The sequence below is a fragment of the Hankyongella ginsenosidimutans genome (assembly GCF_005144965.1).
GTDB lineage: Bacteria > Pseudomonadota > Alphaproteobacteria > Sphingomonadales > Sphingomonadaceae > Hankyongella > Hankyongella ginsenosidimutans.
The window spans coordinates 475583-490443 of sequence record NZ_CP039704.1 but is presented as its reverse complement, the minus strand read 5'-3'; the positions used below and the strand labels follow the sequence as shown (position 1 = coordinate 490443).

The 14861-nt window shown below is 68.0% G+C and carries 10 protein-coding genes and 3 pseudogenes; 5 read left to right on the top strand and 8 right to left on the bottom strand.

Annotated elements, in window-relative coordinates; translation table 11 throughout:
- The first annotated feature begins 1 nt into the window (after position 1).
- Positions 2-1663 carry a DNA repair protein RecN gene (gene recN / locus E6W36_RS02855; RefSeq protein ID WP_222873686.1) on the top strand — a complete coding sequence of 554 codons (1662 nt, stop codon included), beginning with the start codon at positions 2-4 and terminating at the stop codon, positions 1661-1663.
- Positions 1664-1677: 14 nt separating this feature from the next.
- Positions 1678-3772 (top strand): annotated as a pseudogene (ligA, locus tag E6W36_RS02850) (NAD-dependent DNA ligase LigA).
- A 498-nt stretch (positions 3773-4270) separates the two neighbouring features.
- Here ligA and E6W36_RS02845 read toward each other — a convergent pair.
- The 7 genes from E6W36_RS02845 to E6W36_RS02815 form a co-directional block, all read right to left on the bottom strand.
- Complete coding sequence (locus tag E6W36_RS02845) at positions 4271-5641, bottom strand: hypothetical protein (protein WP_222873685.1); 1371 nt, start codon at positions 5639-5641, stop codon at positions 4271-4273.
- Positions 5632-6030 (bottom strand): hypothetical protein, encoded by a 399-nt coding sequence (locus E6W36_RS02840; RefSeq protein WP_222873684.1) that lies wholly within the window; start codon positions 6028-6030, stop codon positions 5632-5634. The genes E6W36_RS02845 and E6W36_RS02840 overlap by 10 nt, the downstream gene beginning before the upstream one ends.
- Complete coding sequence (locus tag E6W36_RS02835) at positions 6027-6821, bottom strand: MinD/ParA family protein (RefSeq protein ID WP_222873683.1); 795 nt, start codon at positions 6819-6821, stop codon at positions 6027-6029. Before E6W36_RS02835 ends, E6W36_RS02840 begins: the two co-directional genes overlap by 4 nt.
- Positions 6822-6897: 76 nt before the next feature.
- A complete protein-coding gene (locus E6W36_RS02830; protein WP_222873682.1) occupies positions 6898-7785 on the bottom strand; it encodes a flagellar biosynthesis protein FlhF in 888 nt (295 codons plus the stop codon).
- Between the two features lie 141 nt (positions 7786-7926).
- Complete coding sequence (locus tag E6W36_RS02825; protein ID WP_222873681.1) at positions 7927-8433, bottom strand: EF-hand domain-containing protein; 507 nt, start codon at positions 8431-8433, stop codon at positions 7927-7929.
- The gene (locus E6W36_RS02820) at positions 8430-8981 is read right to left on the bottom strand and encodes a peptidoglycan-binding protein (protein ID WP_222873680.1); all 552 of its coding nucleotides are present in this window, start codon (positions 8979-8981) and stop codon (positions 8430-8432) included. Before E6W36_RS02820 ends, E6W36_RS02825 begins: the two co-directional genes overlap by 4 nt.
- Positions 8982-9159: 178 nt before the next feature.
- On the bottom strand, positions 9160-10659 hold the full coding sequence (locus tag E6W36_RS02815) for a 5'-nucleotidase C-terminal domain-containing protein (RefSeq protein ID WP_222873679.1): 1500 nt from the start codon (positions 10657-10659) through the stop codon (positions 9160-9162).
- Here E6W36_RS02815 and E6W36_RS02810 point away from each other — a divergent pair.
- Positions 10639-11010, top strand: coding sequence for a hypothetical protein (locus tag E6W36_RS02810; RefSeq protein WP_222873678.1), 372 nt, complete (start codon positions 10639-10641; stop codon positions 11008-11010). The genes E6W36_RS02815 and E6W36_RS02810 overlap by 21 nt on opposite strands.
- Positions 11011-11156: 146 nt before the next feature.
- Here E6W36_RS02810 and E6W36_RS02805 read toward each other — a convergent pair.
- Positions 11157-12144: pseudogene (locus E6W36_RS02805) on the bottom strand (threonine ammonia-lyase).
- A 301-nt stretch (positions 12145-12445) separates the two neighbouring features.
- Here E6W36_RS02805 and E6W36_RS02800 point away from each other — a divergent pair.
- Both E6W36_RS02800 and E6W36_RS02795 read left to right on the top strand, forming a co-directional pair.
- Positions 12446-13632 (top strand): annotated as a pseudogene (locus E6W36_RS02800) (alanine racemase).
- Between the two features lie 161 nt (positions 13633-13793).
- Positions 13794-14846 carry a 1,9-bis(guanidino)-5-aza-nonane synthase gene (locus E6W36_RS02795; protein WP_222873677.1) on the top strand — a complete coding sequence of 351 codons (1053 nt, stop codon included), beginning with the start codon at positions 13794-13796 and terminating at the stop codon, positions 14844-14846.
- Positions 14847-14861 lie beyond the last annotated feature (15 nt).

Genomic DNA, 14861 nt, shown 5'->3' with positions numbered 1-14861 from the left:
CATGCTCACGCGCCTCACCATCCGCGACATCGTCCTGATCGAGGCGCTGACGGTGGAGTTCGCGCCCGGGCTGTGCGTGCTGACCGGCGAAACCGGGGCCGGCAAATCGATCCTGCTGGACGCGCTCGGCCTGACACTCGGCGACCGCGCGGACGCCGGGCTGGTGCGTGCCGGGGTCGCTCAGGGCAGTGCCAGCGCCAGCTTCGAGGTGCCGCCCGGCCATGCGGCGCGCGCCCTCCTGCGCGACAGCGGCCTTGACGACCAGGACGAGCTGATCATCCGCCGCGTGGTGAAGGCAGATGGCGGCAGCCGCGCGTTCGTCAACGATCAGCCGGTCAGCGCCGCCCTGCTGCGGGACCTGGGCGGCCTGCTGGTCGAGGTTCACGGCCAGCACGATGAGCGCGGCCTGCTGAACCCGCGCGGTCACCGGACGCTGCTCGACCGTTTCGCCCGGCTGGACACGGCCGAGGTTGCGCGCCTGCATCGGGACTGGGCGCTGGCCACGCAGGCGCTCGTCGATGCCGAGGCGGCGCTTGCCGCCGACGCCCGCGACCGGGAATGGCTGGACCATGCCGTCGACGAGCTGACGCGTCTCAAGCCGCTGCCGGGCGAGGAGACCGCGCTTGCCGATGCGCGCCAGGCCATGCTGAAGGGCGAGCGGCTGGCCGGCGATCTGGCCCTCGTCACAGAACATCTGTCCGATACGGCCCACGGCGGCCTGCCGGCATTGCGGCAGGCGGCGCGCAGGCTGGAACGGCTGGCGACCGAGGCGCCGGACCTGGCGGCCGCCCTGCAGGCGCTCGACGCCGCGATCGATGCCGGCACGCGCGCCGAGGATATGGTGCAGGCTGTCGTCCGCACCCTGACCTACGATCCCGCCACCCTGGAGGCGACCGAAGCGCGGCTGTTCGACCTGCGCGGGATGGCGCGCAAGCACAAGGTGGCGGTCGACGATCTGGCGGCGCTGGCGGACCAGCTTGCCGCGCGCCGGGCGGCGCTGACCGAGGGCGAGGCGGGCCTGGCAGCGCTGGCGCGCGCGCGTGATGCCGCACGCATGGCCTTCGAGGCGGCGGCGGCGGCGCTTTCGCAGGCCAGGCAGGCAGCGGCCGGCGCACTCGACCGGGCGGTGATGGCGGAGCTCGCGCCGCTCAAACTGGAAGCCGCGCGTTTTGCGACCGTCGTTGAAACGCTGCCGCCGGCGCAGTGGGGTGCCGAAGGCGCGGACCGGGTCGAATTCACCATCGCCACCAATCCGGGTGCGTCCGCCGGGCCGCTGATCAAGGTGGCGTCCGGCGGCGAGCTTTCCCGCTTCATTCTGGCGCTGAAGGTCGCGCTGGCTGCGGAAGGAGCGGCCACGACCCTGATTTTCGACGAGATCGATCGCGGCGTCGGCGGCGCGGTTGCGGCGGCCATCGGCGAGCGTCTGGCACGGCTTGGCCAGTCCGCGCAGGTGCTGGTGGTGACCCACTCGCCGCAGGTCGCGGCGCGGGGCAACGCCCAGTGGCGGATCACGAAAACCACCGAGGCGGAGAGCGTGCGCACCTCGGTTGCCGCGCTGGATGCCGTCGCGCGGCGCGAGGAGATCGCCCGCATGCTCTCCGGCGATGCCGTGACGCCGGAGGCGCGTGCGCAGGCCGAGCGGTTGCTGGAAGGAGTCCTGTAATGGCCGATCGGCTGATGGTGCGCGCCAAAGCCGTGGAGGCGCTGAGTGAGGACGAGGCACGCCTGGAACTCGGCTGGCTGGCGGCGGAGATCGCCCGGCACGCCGATGCCTATTATCAGGACGATGCGCCGCTGGTCGACGATGCGACCTACGATGCGCTGGTGCAGCGCAATGATGCGCTGGAGGCCCGCTGGCCGGCGCTGAAGCGCGCGGACAGCCCCTCGGGGCAGGTCGGCGCGGCACCCGCTGTCCGGTTCGCCAAGCTGGCGCACGCAGCACCCATGCTCAGCCTCGACAATGCCTTCAGCACGGACGATGTCGCCGAGTTTCTGGCGCGGATCCGCCGGTTTCTGTCGCTCGGCGACGATGTGGAGCTTGCGCTGACCGCCGAGCCGAAGATCGATGGCCTGTCGCTCAACCTGCGCTACGAGGACGGCTTGCTGATCCAGGCGGCGACGCGTGGCGATGGCGAGGTCGGCGAGGATGTGACCGCCAACGTGCGCACCGTGGCCGATATTCCGGAGCGGCTGGCCGGCGACCCGCCAGCGCTGATCGAGGTGCGCGGCGAGGTCTATCTCGGCCGCGCCGATTTTGCCGCCCTGAACGCGGCGCAGGCGGCCAGCGGCGGCAAGACGTTCGCCAACCCGCGCAACGCCGCCGCCGGCGCGCTGCGCCAGCTTGATCCCGCAATCACCGCCAGCCGGCCACTGCGCTTCTTCGCCTATGGCTGGGGCGCGACCGCGTCGCTGCCTGCCGATAGCCAGACCGGCATGCTGGCGGCGTTCCGCGCCTATGGTCTGCCGGTCAATCTGCGTCATGCGCTGTGCCGGTCCCTGGATGAACTGATGGCCTTCTACAGCGCGCTGGAGGCCGACCGCGCCAGCCTCGACTACGATATCGATGGCGTCGTCTACAAGGTCGACCGGCTGGACTGGCGTGCCCGGCGGCGAACTGGCGCGCAGTCCGCGCTGGGCGATCGCGCACAAGTTCGCCGCCGAGAAGGCGCTGACCCGGTTGCTGGCGATCGAAGTTCAGGTGGGGCGCACCGGCGTGCTGACCCCGGTCGCCAAGCTGGAGCCGGTGACCGTGGGCGGCGTGGTGGTCTCGAACGCGACCCTGCACAACGAGGATGAGATCGCCCGCAAGGATGTGCGCATCGGCGATCTGGTGCGCATCCAGCGCGCGGGTGACGTCATCCCGCAGGTCATCGAAGTCGTCGATGACGGCGAACGGGCGGGCCGACCCGCCTTTGCCTTTCCGCACGCGTGCCCGAGGTGCAAAAGCTCTGCGGTGCGCGAGCCCGGCGAGGCGGCGCGCCGCTGCACCGGCGGCCTTGTCTGCCCGGCCCAGCGCATCGAGCGGCTGCGCCGCTTCGTCAGCCGCGCCGCGCTCGACATCGACGGCATGGGCGAGAAGCAGGTGGAAGAATTCGTCGGGCTGGAGTGGGTGGCGACGCCCGCCGATCTGTTCCGGCTGGCGGCGCACCGGGAGGCCTTGCTGCAGCGCAAGGGCTGGAAGCAGAAGTCGGTCGACAATCTGCTGGCGGCGATCGAGGCGCGGCGCAGCGTGCCGTTCGACCGCTTCCTCTATGCGCTCGGCATCCGCCATGTCGGCGAGGTGACGGCGCGCGATCTGGCCCGGCGCTACGGCGATTTCGATGCTTTTCGGACGGCGATGCAGGCGGCGCAGGACCCGGCGTCCGCCGAGCTTGCCGAACTGCAGGCGATCGACGGCATCGGCCCCAAGGTGGCTGCAGCCTTGGTCGCGTTCTTCGGTGAGCCGAACGACGTGAAGATCGTCGACGATCTTCTGGGCGAACTCGACGTTGCACCTCTGGTCTGGGAGGTGAAGGCGTCGGCGATTGCCGGCAAGACGCTGGTGTTCACGGGCACGCTCGAGCAGATGAGCCGGGACGAAGCCAAGGCGCGCGCGGAAAGTCTGGGCGCCAAGGTGTCAGGCTCGATTTCCGCCAAGACCGACCTCGTGGTGGCCGGGCCGGGCGCTGGCTCGAAGCTCAAGAAAGCGCAGGAGCTTGGGGTTGCGGTGATCGACGAGGCTGGCTGGCTGGCGCTGCTGGGGAAGGGTAGAGCCTGCCCTGTTTCAGTTTGAAAAATCCGCTCGTGGTGCGCTCGGACAGAAGCACCAGCCGTTCACCCCTTCGTCAAGCTCAGGGTGTGCGGCGTGATTTCAAACTGAGACACGATCCGATCTGGTCTGGCAGGCCGTTGAAAAGTGGTTTCTTGGACTCCAAACCTAGCCGTCACCCCGGCGCAGGCCGGGGTCCATGACGAACGCCTTGTATTCGTTGTGTATATGGGCACCCATGGATTCGGCTTCGCCGGAATGACGAAATGCAACTTTATTTTCCCACTTTCTCATCAGCCGCTAGCCCGGCAGGGTCAGGAACCAGAGCCGGCCGGGGCGGTCGCCGAGTGCCGCCTCGAAGGCGGCGCGCGTGCTGGCCTGGAGCGCAGGCGAGACCGGATTGCGGCTGGCGAAGCGCATGTCCAGCCTGCGGCCGCAGGGCCTGACAGCCGGCTCTCGCCGAGGCCGGGGAAGATGATGTCGACATGGAAGGCAGCACCTGACTCCGCGCCATCCTGGCCGTCATCCTGATTGTCGTCGCGTGGCAAAGGCGGCTGGAACCACAAGACAGCCTGGATCGGCGGGGCCTGCGGGGTGGGCGGCTGCAGGACGATCAGCAGGCGCGGCGCCTCGGCTGCGGGAGCGTCCACGCCCGCTAGACGTGCAAGCGGCGACAGGTCCGGCGCGCGGCTGACCGGCTCCAGCGCCTCGATCTGGAAGCCCTGGCGGCTCAGCGCCTTGAACAGGAACGCAACCGTCGCGGCGACCGGGGTACGGGCAACCCCGTCCGGGCTTGGGGTACGATGGCTTGCGGCGGCGGTGCCGGTGCCGCCGTGTCCGCCGGGCCGGTGTGCAACAGCAGCAGGCGCGCCGGCGGTGCATCGGCCGGCAGGTCCGGGGCGACACCAGCACATATTCCTGCCCGCCCGCGACGATCCGCAGCGTCGCCACGGGTGCAGCCTCCGGGCGCGCCGGCTGGGTTGCGGCGTGCGCTGGCGCGTGCAGCCGGGCGGCATCCTGTGACGCGCCCTCCGCCCTGGTTTCGGCGATCAGCAGCCGGCCCGCTTTGACCAGCCGCCCGAGCGGCGAGTCCGGCGTCGGCGCGCGCAGCAGACTGTGTGCAGCGGCGGGTTCGGCGGCGACCACGGACACATGCCCCACAGGCCGCCCCTCTGCTGTGGAGAGGATGAGGGTCGGCGCCTTCAGCCAGGGATCGGGCGAAAACGCGGATGCGGGGGCAATGACAGCGCTCACCGGGCTGGCGACCGCGTACGCAGCGGGGGCAGGGCCAGGCGCTGGCAGTAGACCTGTCGCTGCTGGTGCCGGGTTCTGCCGTGGCGGGTTTGGCGCAAGGGGTGCGCTTGGCGGCACCGTCTTCGGGGCGACTTCGGCCTGGGGTGGCGGCACGGCTGCGGGTTGCGACGCCTGCGCGGCCCGGTGTTCCGAGGAGTGCGGCGCTGGTTGTCGCGGATATTCGGGCACCGGTGCGTGCACGATGCGGCTGCCGGCCTCGGGCAGTGGCGGTACCGATGTGGCGGGTCCGCCAGGCAGTGGCGGCGCAGCCGGGCGCAGCGCCTGCAGGACGGGCGAGGGCCTCGGCTGAGACGCGGGCGGCAGGGCGGCAGCAAGAGTCGGTGCGCCGGGGGTCGGTAATGTCGGTGCGCCGGGGTTTGGTAGTGTCGGTGCGCCGGGCGGGATCAGGCCGGCCCGCAGCGCACCCTGTGTCGGGGCGAGCAGCGCCGTGCCGGCCAGTTCCGTCGGGATGGCAAGGGCTGCCTTTGCGGCTTCGGGCAGGGTATCGAGCGCGATCCTGAGCAGCGGTGCGGCAGGCGGCGATACGCCCGGCGCAGGCTGTGGCGTCGCCTGCGGCAGGCGCACGAGTGTCAGGCGCACGGTCTGCGGCGGGTCCAGGGTTGGCCGTCGCGGGCGACCAGCAGGCCGGTCAGATCGCTGCCGTCGACGCTCGGCGTGACCCGGGTCAGCAGGATTTCAACACTGCCACGTGCCGGCAAAGCGCGCACGGGATCGACCGCGAAATCGCCGCTGGGCGTGCGCAGCAGCGGGCGACCTTCCTCCTGCTGGCGCAACACCTCGCCGAGGATAGCCTGCCCGATGACCAGATTGGCCAGGCGGCTCGCCAGCCGGATCGCGGGGTCGGCGTGCGGCTGTTCCGGCTCGGCAGGCGGAGTGGCGGGCCGGGCCTCCGGCGCATCGGGTGCAGTGGCGTCCCGGCCATAGGCGGCGGCCGGCGGCGGCTTTGCGATGCTGCCGGTCTCGCTCACGCCGGGCGCAACGCGCGCGCCAGCGCCGTCACGTCATGGGCGGCCGGGCATTCCGGCGAGCGGGTGAGCAGCGCGGTCTGGGCGCGGATCGCGTCCCGCACCTTCGGGTCGCGGTGCACCATGCCGGCGAGCGGCGGGGTGAATTTCAGGAAGCTGGCGCAGGCCTTGGCCAGGGTCTGGTACGTCTGCTCGCCCTCGCGGCGGCTGGCGACACCGTTGATCGCGAGGCGGATATCGGCGGCCGGGTCGCGCAGGCGGCGCACCTTGATGAACGCATAGGCGTCGGTGATCGCGGTCGGCTCCGGTGTCACCACGACGAGACAGGTGCCGCCGTGGTTGGCGAGTATCGCCACCGGCTGGTCGATGCCTGCGCCGAGATCGAGGATCACGTCATCGTACTTGGCGGCGGCCTGCACCAGCGCCTGGCGCACGCCGAGGATTGCGTCCTTGCCCAGCCCGGCCAGCGAACCGGAGCCCGAGCGCCCGGCGAGAATATCAAAATGCACCGGCTGTGCGGCGTCGATGTCGAACGGCGTCACGGCGTCGACCAGCGCCGTCGAACCCGAGAGCACGTCGCCCAGGTCCCTGGTCGGCATCAGGCCGAGCTGGATGTCGACGTTGGCGAGGCCGAGGTCGCCATCGAACAGCAGGACCTTGCGGCCGCGCAGGGCCAGCGCGTGCGCCAGGGTGATCGCAAGCCAGGTCTTGCCGACGCCGCCCTTGCCGGAGGCGACGGTGAGCAGCCGCTTTTCCAGCGGCGCGGGCGTGGGGTGCAGGGCGAGCGCGGTCATGGGTTGGCCTTCGCGGTTGGGCGCTGGGAGTCCGCCAGCGCACGGGCGATATGGTTGGGGTCTGGCTTGTCGAGCATCAGGCGGGCGAGCGCGAGCGGGTTGCCGGCTCCACAGGGTCGCTGAGGAAGGGGCTGGCGCTGAACCCTGCCAGCGCGATGCGGCTCTTGATCGGCGCGGTCAGCAGCGCGCCCAGCCGCCGCGCCGCGTCCAGCCGGGTGGCGACCATGCTGCGCGTGCCGAGCGAGGCGAAGATGTCCGCCATCTCCGCAGCCTCCAGCGCGTCTGCACCGGCCGCCAGCACCCAGACCGGTTCGGCGCGCACACGCTTGATGGCGTGCGCCAGCGTCTCCAGGTCGCCGAGTGCGTATGGGTTGAGGCCGGCGGTGTCGATGATCGTCTGGCCGTCGAACGCCTGGCGGCACAGCAGCTCCAGCGCACCCGGCGAGTCGGCAGCAAGCACGGACGTCTCAAGCGGCGCGCAGAAACCGCGCAGCTGCTCCATTGCGCCAGCGGCCATGCTGTCGAGGGTGATGACACGGCAGTTCCGGCCCTGCACGCGCGCGGACGCCGCCAGGCGCGCCGCCGTCAACGTTTTGCCCTGGCCCGGCAATCCGGCCAGCAGGATCGGGCGGTCGCTGTGGAGGTCAAGCGGCAGGAACGGCACGACTTCGGCCAGGGCGCGGCTCAGCGCTTCGTCGTTGGCGTCGTCGCTGTAGCCGGCGGCGATCGTCTGCAGGCGGGTCGCGACCGGCGTCGGCGTGGTGTGGTAGCGCAGCACCGCCGCGAGCTGGGCGGCATCGAACGGGCTGGGCGCACGGGCAGGCGGTGGCGGCGTCACCTCGACTGGCGGTGCCGGCGCCCTCAACTCGACGGCGGCGGTGACGCGTACGGGGCCGCCCTTCGGTCCCTGGTCGACCGTGACGATGACGGCGTCCTCGCCCAGTTCGGCGCGGACGCGATCCATGGCAAGCGCGATAGTGCGGGCGGTAAAGACTTTGAGGCGCATAGGCTCCAACCTTGTAACCCAAAGCTAAACGCCCATGGCAAACAGAAGGTTAACGCGCCGTGTTCCGTGTGCGCCAAAAGAACCCCGCTCGCGCGGGGGTCAAGGCTGGGGAGTCGAGAGAAACCCGGAAAGCGAGAACGCGCTACTGCTGCGTCTGGCCTTCCTTGAGATCCTGGCGCGCCGCCATTCAGCATGTTTGGCGCGGAATTTTTCCCGGTTCGGGCGCTCGTCCGCCGTCAGCACGCCGTTCTTGTCGGCGTCCAGGCTGTCGAAGCGGGCGTTGCCCTTGGCTTTGAACTCGTTGAGGGACACCACGCCGTCGCCGTCCGTGTCGGCCTCCTTCACCATCTGGGCGAAGCGATCCTGCGGCGAGGGCACCGGCGGCGGCGCATCGGCGGCGCTCAGCACGCCATCCTGATTGCGGTCGAGGCGCTGGAACATGCGCGCTTCCAGCGCATCGTTCTCCGTGCGGTCGATCTTGCCATCGCTATTGGTGTCGATGTGGCGGTGCAGGCCCTTGGGCGGCGTCGGCGCGTCCTCGGCGAGGGCGGGGCCGGTCAGCAGCAGGCCGGTCGCCAGGGCCATCATCAGGCGGGGTGCGATCATGAAGCGATCCTCTGAGCGTTGCATCTGATCAGCAAACGTTCGAGAGGCCGCTTCTCCTTCGCTGTACGGCGTGCCGCGCGACGAAGCGGGCAGGATCGGCGATCGGACGACGCAGGGTCGTCAGTTGACCAGCAGCCGGTACAGGGTGATCTGGTCGGGCAGCCCGGTTTCCGGCAGCTTTTAGACTTCTGGAACGCCTTCAGAGCGGCCGTCGTTGCGGACGACATTTTGCCGGTCGGCTTTTCCTTCAGCAGTTTCAGTGCCACGAGTCTGGCCTGGGCCTGCGCAATGACGGCTGCGTATAGCGCGACCTGCTGCGGTGCCTTGCCAAGCACCACCCGGTCCGAGCGCTCGCGAAGCCGCCCGTTGTAGAGAGAGCGCGAAACCGAGAGCACGGCGGTATGGAAGCTGGCCTTCGGGTCGCGTTTGCAGGCTTCCGCGGCCGCCAGGGCGAGCAGGTCCGTCGATTGCCAGGGCACCATGTCGAAGGTGTCGGCCTGATAGACGTTGATGCCGGAAAGCATGCCCTCCATCCAGCCGGCGAACATGAAGAACCGCTGGTCCTTCTTGGTGGCGGCGTCGAGATAGATCGAGCAGGGTGCGGCGCCCGCACCTTTGACGGAGAAATTGCCCTTGGGATCGGCTGCTGCCGCCGGGGATGTGAAAACCCCGGCAGCAGCAGGATCGTCAGGCAGGCGCGCAGGCGCGCCGGAAAAGCAAGTCGCATTAAGCGGCTTTACGACGCTTGCGGCTCACGAACAAGGCCAGACCGCCCAGGCCGAGGATGGCGAGGCTGCCCGGCTCCGGGGTCTGCACGATCAGCCCATCGGCGAAGGCTTGCGAATAACGGTCGCCACCGATGACGCCGTCGAGGCCCTGGGTGATGTAGTTGAACAGCGCCTGCTGGTAGGTGATGCCCAGAGCATCGAAGCCAAGACCCAGCGCCGGGAACGGATAGCCGTCCTGGCCGTTGGCGAGGAAGTTGATCGTGGCGATGTCCACCTTGATGTCGGCGATGACGAAGCCCGAGTCGAACAGCACGGTGCCATCTTCCAGTTCGATGCGCAGCACGCGATCGCCAGCGGCCCGGTTGCGGTCATACTCGAAGGTGATGCCCGAAATCTGCGCGAAGCGGCCGTCCACGAACTCGACGCGCGACACAGCGTTTTCCAGGATCGCCTTCAGCTCGGTGACCGAGACATCCTTCACCACCGCCAGGAAGTTATCGAACGGGGTGATTTCGAAGGTGTTCAGCTCGTTGATGTCGCCGGCCGCGAGGACCGAGTCACGGCGCAGGCCGCCACCGTTCTGCAGGCCAACCAGCGGGTTCTGATCGTTCAGGACCGAGTCGTCGGCTGCATCCAGTTGCTGCGCCTGCCAGCGCAGCGCGTCGGCGACCAGGGTGCCCTGGTTGGTCTGACGGGTGCGCACGCTGCTGCGGCGACCGTCGAGATCGACGCTGCTGGTCGCGATGATGTTGGCGGCCAGGCCGTCGATGATCGCCTGGCTCGGCGCGATCACATTGGCCTCGATGTTGGCGTCCGGCGCAAAGCTGTTGTCGACGACGATCGGACCGCTGGTGTTGAGGATGTTGGTCACGCGGCCGTTCGCATCGAAGTCGACGTCCAGCACGCCCAGGTAGCGGTATTCACCAGCCGTCGAGACGACCGGGATGGCGTTGCCGTCCAGGCCGACGATCGCCGGGCCGCTGTAGCCGTTCGCGCCGTTCCACTGGGTCAGGGCATAGGGGCCGACCGGCGTCAGGCCGAACACGTCGCGGCTCGGCGGCGCGATATTGTTGGTGAGCAGCGGGTCGGCGCCGCCGACGATTGCAATGTCGACACCGCGCAGCTGCGCCAGAGTCGCGATGTCTTCGTTCACAGCCTGCAGGTGGCTGGTGAACACGATCTTGTTCACGCCGGCAGCTTCCAGGGCGTCGATTTCGGCCTGCACAGCGGCAACGACCGGGTTGATGCCGACGTTCTGGCCAGGGCTCGAGATGTTGCTGAGCAGCGTGGTGGTGGCGCCGACGATGCCGTACTTCTCGCCGTTGCGATCGATGACGGTCGACTTTGCGAGCTTGCCCGCGCCGACCAGCGCGCTCAGGCTGGATTCGGCCGAGAAATCCAGGTTGGCCGAGAGGTAGGTGCCGGTGGTCGTCTGCGAGATCACCTGTGCCAGCACGTTCGGGCCGAAATCGAAATCGTGGTTGCCGAGCGTGATCACGTCATAGTTGATCGCGCTGATGACCTGCGCGTCGAAGAACGTGCCGGTCGAGAGGTTGTTGGTGAAGATCGGGCTGGCGAGGAAGTTGTCGCCCGACGAAATGGTCAGAACGTCGCGGCCGGCGGCGATACGGTCGTTGCGGACCGTGTTGACAGCGGTGACGAAGCGCGAGGCGCCGGCATAGGTCTGTCCGCTGATGCTCAGCGGCAGCAGCTTCGTTTCGCCGTCGTTGTTGTGGAGAATCGTCAGCGATGCGGCAAGCGCCGGCGCGCTGGCCTGCGCCAGCAGCGCGAACGTCGCGGCGGCGACGGTGAAGGTTTGCGAAAAATTCTTGTGCTTTTCATAAGTTAGCCCCTGTTTATAAAACTTCTGATGCCTATGGCAGACATGGCTATGTTTAATAGTACGGTAATGTTTCAGCTGTGTGACGAATGAGTCGCAAATTCAATTAGCGCAGGGTCCCGCCGCTCGCTCTGCGAAGGCCGCTCAGCAGACTGTCAGCCCAGCGCACGCGCCAGCAGGGCGGGATCGATGTTGCCGCCAGACAGCATGACGATGGCGGTCCGTCCGGCGACTGGCACTTTGCCCGCCAGAAGTGCGGCAAGCGCGACCGCGCCGCCAGGCTCCAGCACCAGTTTGAGTTCGGTTGCTGCGAACCGCACCGCAGCGAGCGCCTCTGCATCCGAAACCCACACGCCAGTCGCGCCAGCGGCCTGCAGCAGCAGGAAGGTCAGCGCCCCGATCTTCGGGGTCTGGAGCGCGTCGCACACGGTCGGCGCATAGCCGTCGATGCCAACGCGGATGCCGGCCGCCAGCGAGCGCGCCCCGTCGTCATAATGTTCAGGCTCGACTGTCGTGACGTGCAGCGCAGGGAAATGCGCCCTCAGGGCGAGCGATGTGCCGCCGGCCGCCGCCGCCCAGGCAGCAGAGATAATGGTCGGGCGTGATGCCGAGCGCCTGCAGGTCCTGGGCGATTTCCAGTCCGGCCGTGCCTTGCCCGGCGATGATCGCCGGATCGTCGAAGGACGGCACCAGGACCGCACCGCGTTCGGCCGCCAGCCGGCCGGCGATCTCCTCCCGGCTTTCAGTCGCGCGGTCATAGAGAACAACCGCAGCGCCAAGCGCGCGCGTGCCCTCGATCTTGAGGGTCGGCGCATCGGATGGCATGACGATCATCGTCGGCAGGTCCAGCAGCCGCGCCGCCAGCGCCACGCCTTGCGCGTGATTGCCGGAGGAAAAGGCGACCACGCCAGCGCGGCGTTCCTCCGGCGTCAACTGGCTCAGCCGGTTGTAGGCGCCGCGGAATTTGAACGAGCCGGTGCGCTGCAGGCATTCGGGCTTCAAGAAGACGCGGGCACCGGTCAGCGCATCAAGCGCATCGCTGCGCAGCAGTGGGGTCGGATGGCGTACCTGCAAACGACCGGCGGCGGCTTGCACATCGTCAAGCCGGACCGCCGGATCGTCCGTAAGCAGGTGGGTAAGCATCTAAAGCCGTTAACGGCTCCGCGCCGGCTGGCAAGGCCGCATGTGCGATAAACCTGCGCCCCAGGCGCTTGATCGCGCTGCGCGAACAGGGCGTTAACGAAAATTCACACAAAAATGCTTTACAGGCCCCGGCACGACTCATAATTACGGCGCTGCTGCCCCATGGGACTTCCACCGCAAGGCAGCTTGAGGCGTTAGCCCCAAGCGACTTCGGTGATGTGTCTCCGCTCAGGGGATGTAAACCCGTCGCCTCAAGGCTTTCTCCTCGCTTGTGTCAACAATGCTCTGGAGGTCCCATGAGATGCGTCACTACCATAGCGCGCTGGGGTTAGCGGCCGAAGTCCGGCCTGCGCAACCTGTCACCCTGCTCCGACCGCACGCGGCACGCCGCGCCGCCCGGTATTTCGTCGAGAAATTTCCAGGCACGGCGCTGTACGCCGTCAAGTCGAATCCGTCGCCCGAGTTGATCCGTCTGCTCTGGGAAAGCGGAATCACGCACTTCGATGTTGCCTCGCTGAAGGAGGTGCGCCTGGTGCGTGCGAACGCGCCGCAGGCGACGCTGTGCTTCATGCATCCGGTCAAAGCGCCGGAAGCCATTGCGGAAGCCTATTTCGAGCATGGCGTTCGCACCTTCAGCCTCGACAGCCACGAGGAACTGGCCAAGATCGTCGCCGCCACCAACGGGGCGACCGATCTCACCCTGTGCGTACGGCTACGGGTATCGTCCGGGCACTCGAAACTGTCGCTGGCGTCCAAGTTTGGCGTGTCGGTCGAAGATTCTGCACCGTTGCTCATGGCGGCCCGTCAGGCTGCGGATGCGCTCGGCGTCTGCTTCCACGTCGGCAGCCAGGCCATGAGTCCGCAGGCCTATGCGGACGCCATGGCGCTGGTGCGCGCGGCAATCGTGCAGGCCGGCGTCACTGTGGACGTGGTGGATGTCGGCGGTGGTTTCCCGTCGATCTATCCCGGCATGACCCCGCCGGACATGGCCAGCTATTTCCAGGTCATCAAGACGCACTTCGAGGCGCTGCCGATCTCCTACTCGGCGGAACTCTGGTGCGAACCGGGCCGGGCGTTGTGCGCGGAGTACGCCTCCGTCGTCGTGCGTGTCGAGCGCCGGCGCGGCGATGTGCTCTACATCAACGACGGCGCCTACGGCTCGCTGTTCGATGCCGCCCATGTGGACTGGCGCTTTCCGGTTCGGCTGCTGCGCGATTCCTCGGTGAAGCCGGTCCCGTTCAGCTTCTACGGGCCGACCTGCGACGACATGGACTTCATGCGCGGGCCGTTCGAGCTGCCGGCGGACGTCCAGCCGGGGACTATGTCGAGATCGGCATGCTGGGCGCGTACGGCGCGGCCATGCGCACCGATTTCAACGGCTTCCAGTCGGATCTGACGGCGATTGCCGACGATGCGCCGATGGCCTCGGCCTATGCTGACGCACAACCGTCACACAACATCGTTACCCTGGTCAGCGAAGCGCGCTGATTTGCGGCGCTGACCTCGGCGGCAAGGCCCGGGCGCGAGTTCGGGCCGCCACATCGTCTTTTCAGGCCCCGGCTGAAGCCCGCAAGCCGGGGGCGTTTCCTTGTTTCAGCAGGGTTCCGACGCGGCTCGGGGTCCTGCAGCAACAGCATGAAGGACTACGCATGACCAACGCCCTCCTCAACGACAGCCGGAAGCAGGAACTGCTGTCCAAGACCGTCCAGCACATCGACATCAAAAGCTTCGATGCGCGCCCGATCATCGACCAGATGGCCAACATGTCGTTCACCTCGCGCGATCTGGCGCGGGCGACCAGCATCTACAACCAGATGCTGGCCGATCCGGATTGCTCGATCTTCCTGGTGATCGCCGGTTCGACCAGCGCCGGCGGCTGCATGGACCTCTATGCCGAGCTGCTGCGCTCGAACATGATCGACGGCGTGGTCGCGACCGGCGCCTCGATCGTCGACATGGATTTCTTCGAAGGGCTGGGCTTCAAGCACTATCAGGCGCTGGAAATCCCGGACGACAATACGCTGCGCTCGCTGTACATCGACCGCATCTACGACACCTACATCGACGAAGAGCAGCTTCAGGCCTGCGACCACACGATCTACGAGATCGCCAACAGCCTCGATCCCAAGGGCTACTCCAGCCGCGCCTTCATCCGCGAGATGGGCAAGTACCTGAGCCAGCACGGCAAGAAGGACAACAGCCTGGTCAAGCTCGCCTACGAGCATGACGTGCCGATTTTCTGCCCGGCCTTTGTCGACTCCTCGGCGGGTTTCGGTCTGGTCAAGCATCAGGTCGACCGCGCCAAGGAGGGCAAGCCGTACATGATGCTGGACGCGATCGCCGATTTCCGCGAGCTGACCGAGATCAAGATCAAGGCGGGCACGACCGGCCTGCTGATGATCGGTGGCGGCGTGCCGAAGAACTTCATCCAGGACACCGTGGTGTGCGCCGAAATCCTCGGCCACGAGGATGTCGAAATGCACAAGTACGCCGTGCAGATCACGGTCGCCGATGTGCGCGACGGCGCATGCTCGTCGTCGACCCTGAAGGAGGCGGCAAGCTGGGGCAAGGTCGACACCGCGCTTGAGCAGATGGTGTTCGCGGAGGCCGGTTCGGTGATGCCGCTGCTGGCGTCGGACGCCTACCATCGCGGGCACTGGCGCACCCGCCAGAAGCGCGCCTGGGGCAAGCTGTTTGCCTGAGGTCGGCGTGCGCGC

What these genes read in the sequence shown, in the direction of transcription:
- E6W36_RS02825 (WP_222873681.1), bottom strand. Translation starts at nt 8,433, where the DNA reads ATGATCGCACCCCGCCTGATGATGGCCCTGGCGACCGGCCTGCTGCTG.
- recN (WP_222873686.1), top strand. Translation starts at nt 2, where the DNA reads ATGCTCACGCGCCTCACCATCCGCGACATCGTCCTGATCGAGGCGCTG.
- E6W36_RS02795 (WP_222873677.1), top strand. Translation starts at nt 13,794, where the DNA reads ATGACCAACGCCCTCCTCAACGACAGCCGGAAGCAGGAACTGCTGTCC.
- E6W36_RS02820 (WP_222873680.1), bottom strand. Translation starts at nt 8,981, where the DNA reads ATGTTCGCCGGCTGGATGGAGGGCATGCTTTCCGGCATCAACGTCTAT.
- E6W36_RS02835 (WP_222873683.1), bottom strand. Translation starts at nt 6,821, where the DNA reads ATGACCGCGCTCGCCCTGCACCCCACGCCCGCGCCGCTGGAAAAGCGG.
- E6W36_RS02830 (WP_222873682.1), bottom strand. Translation starts at nt 7,785, where the DNA reads ATGGATCGCGTCCGCGCCGAACTGGGCGAGGACGCCGTCATCGTCACG.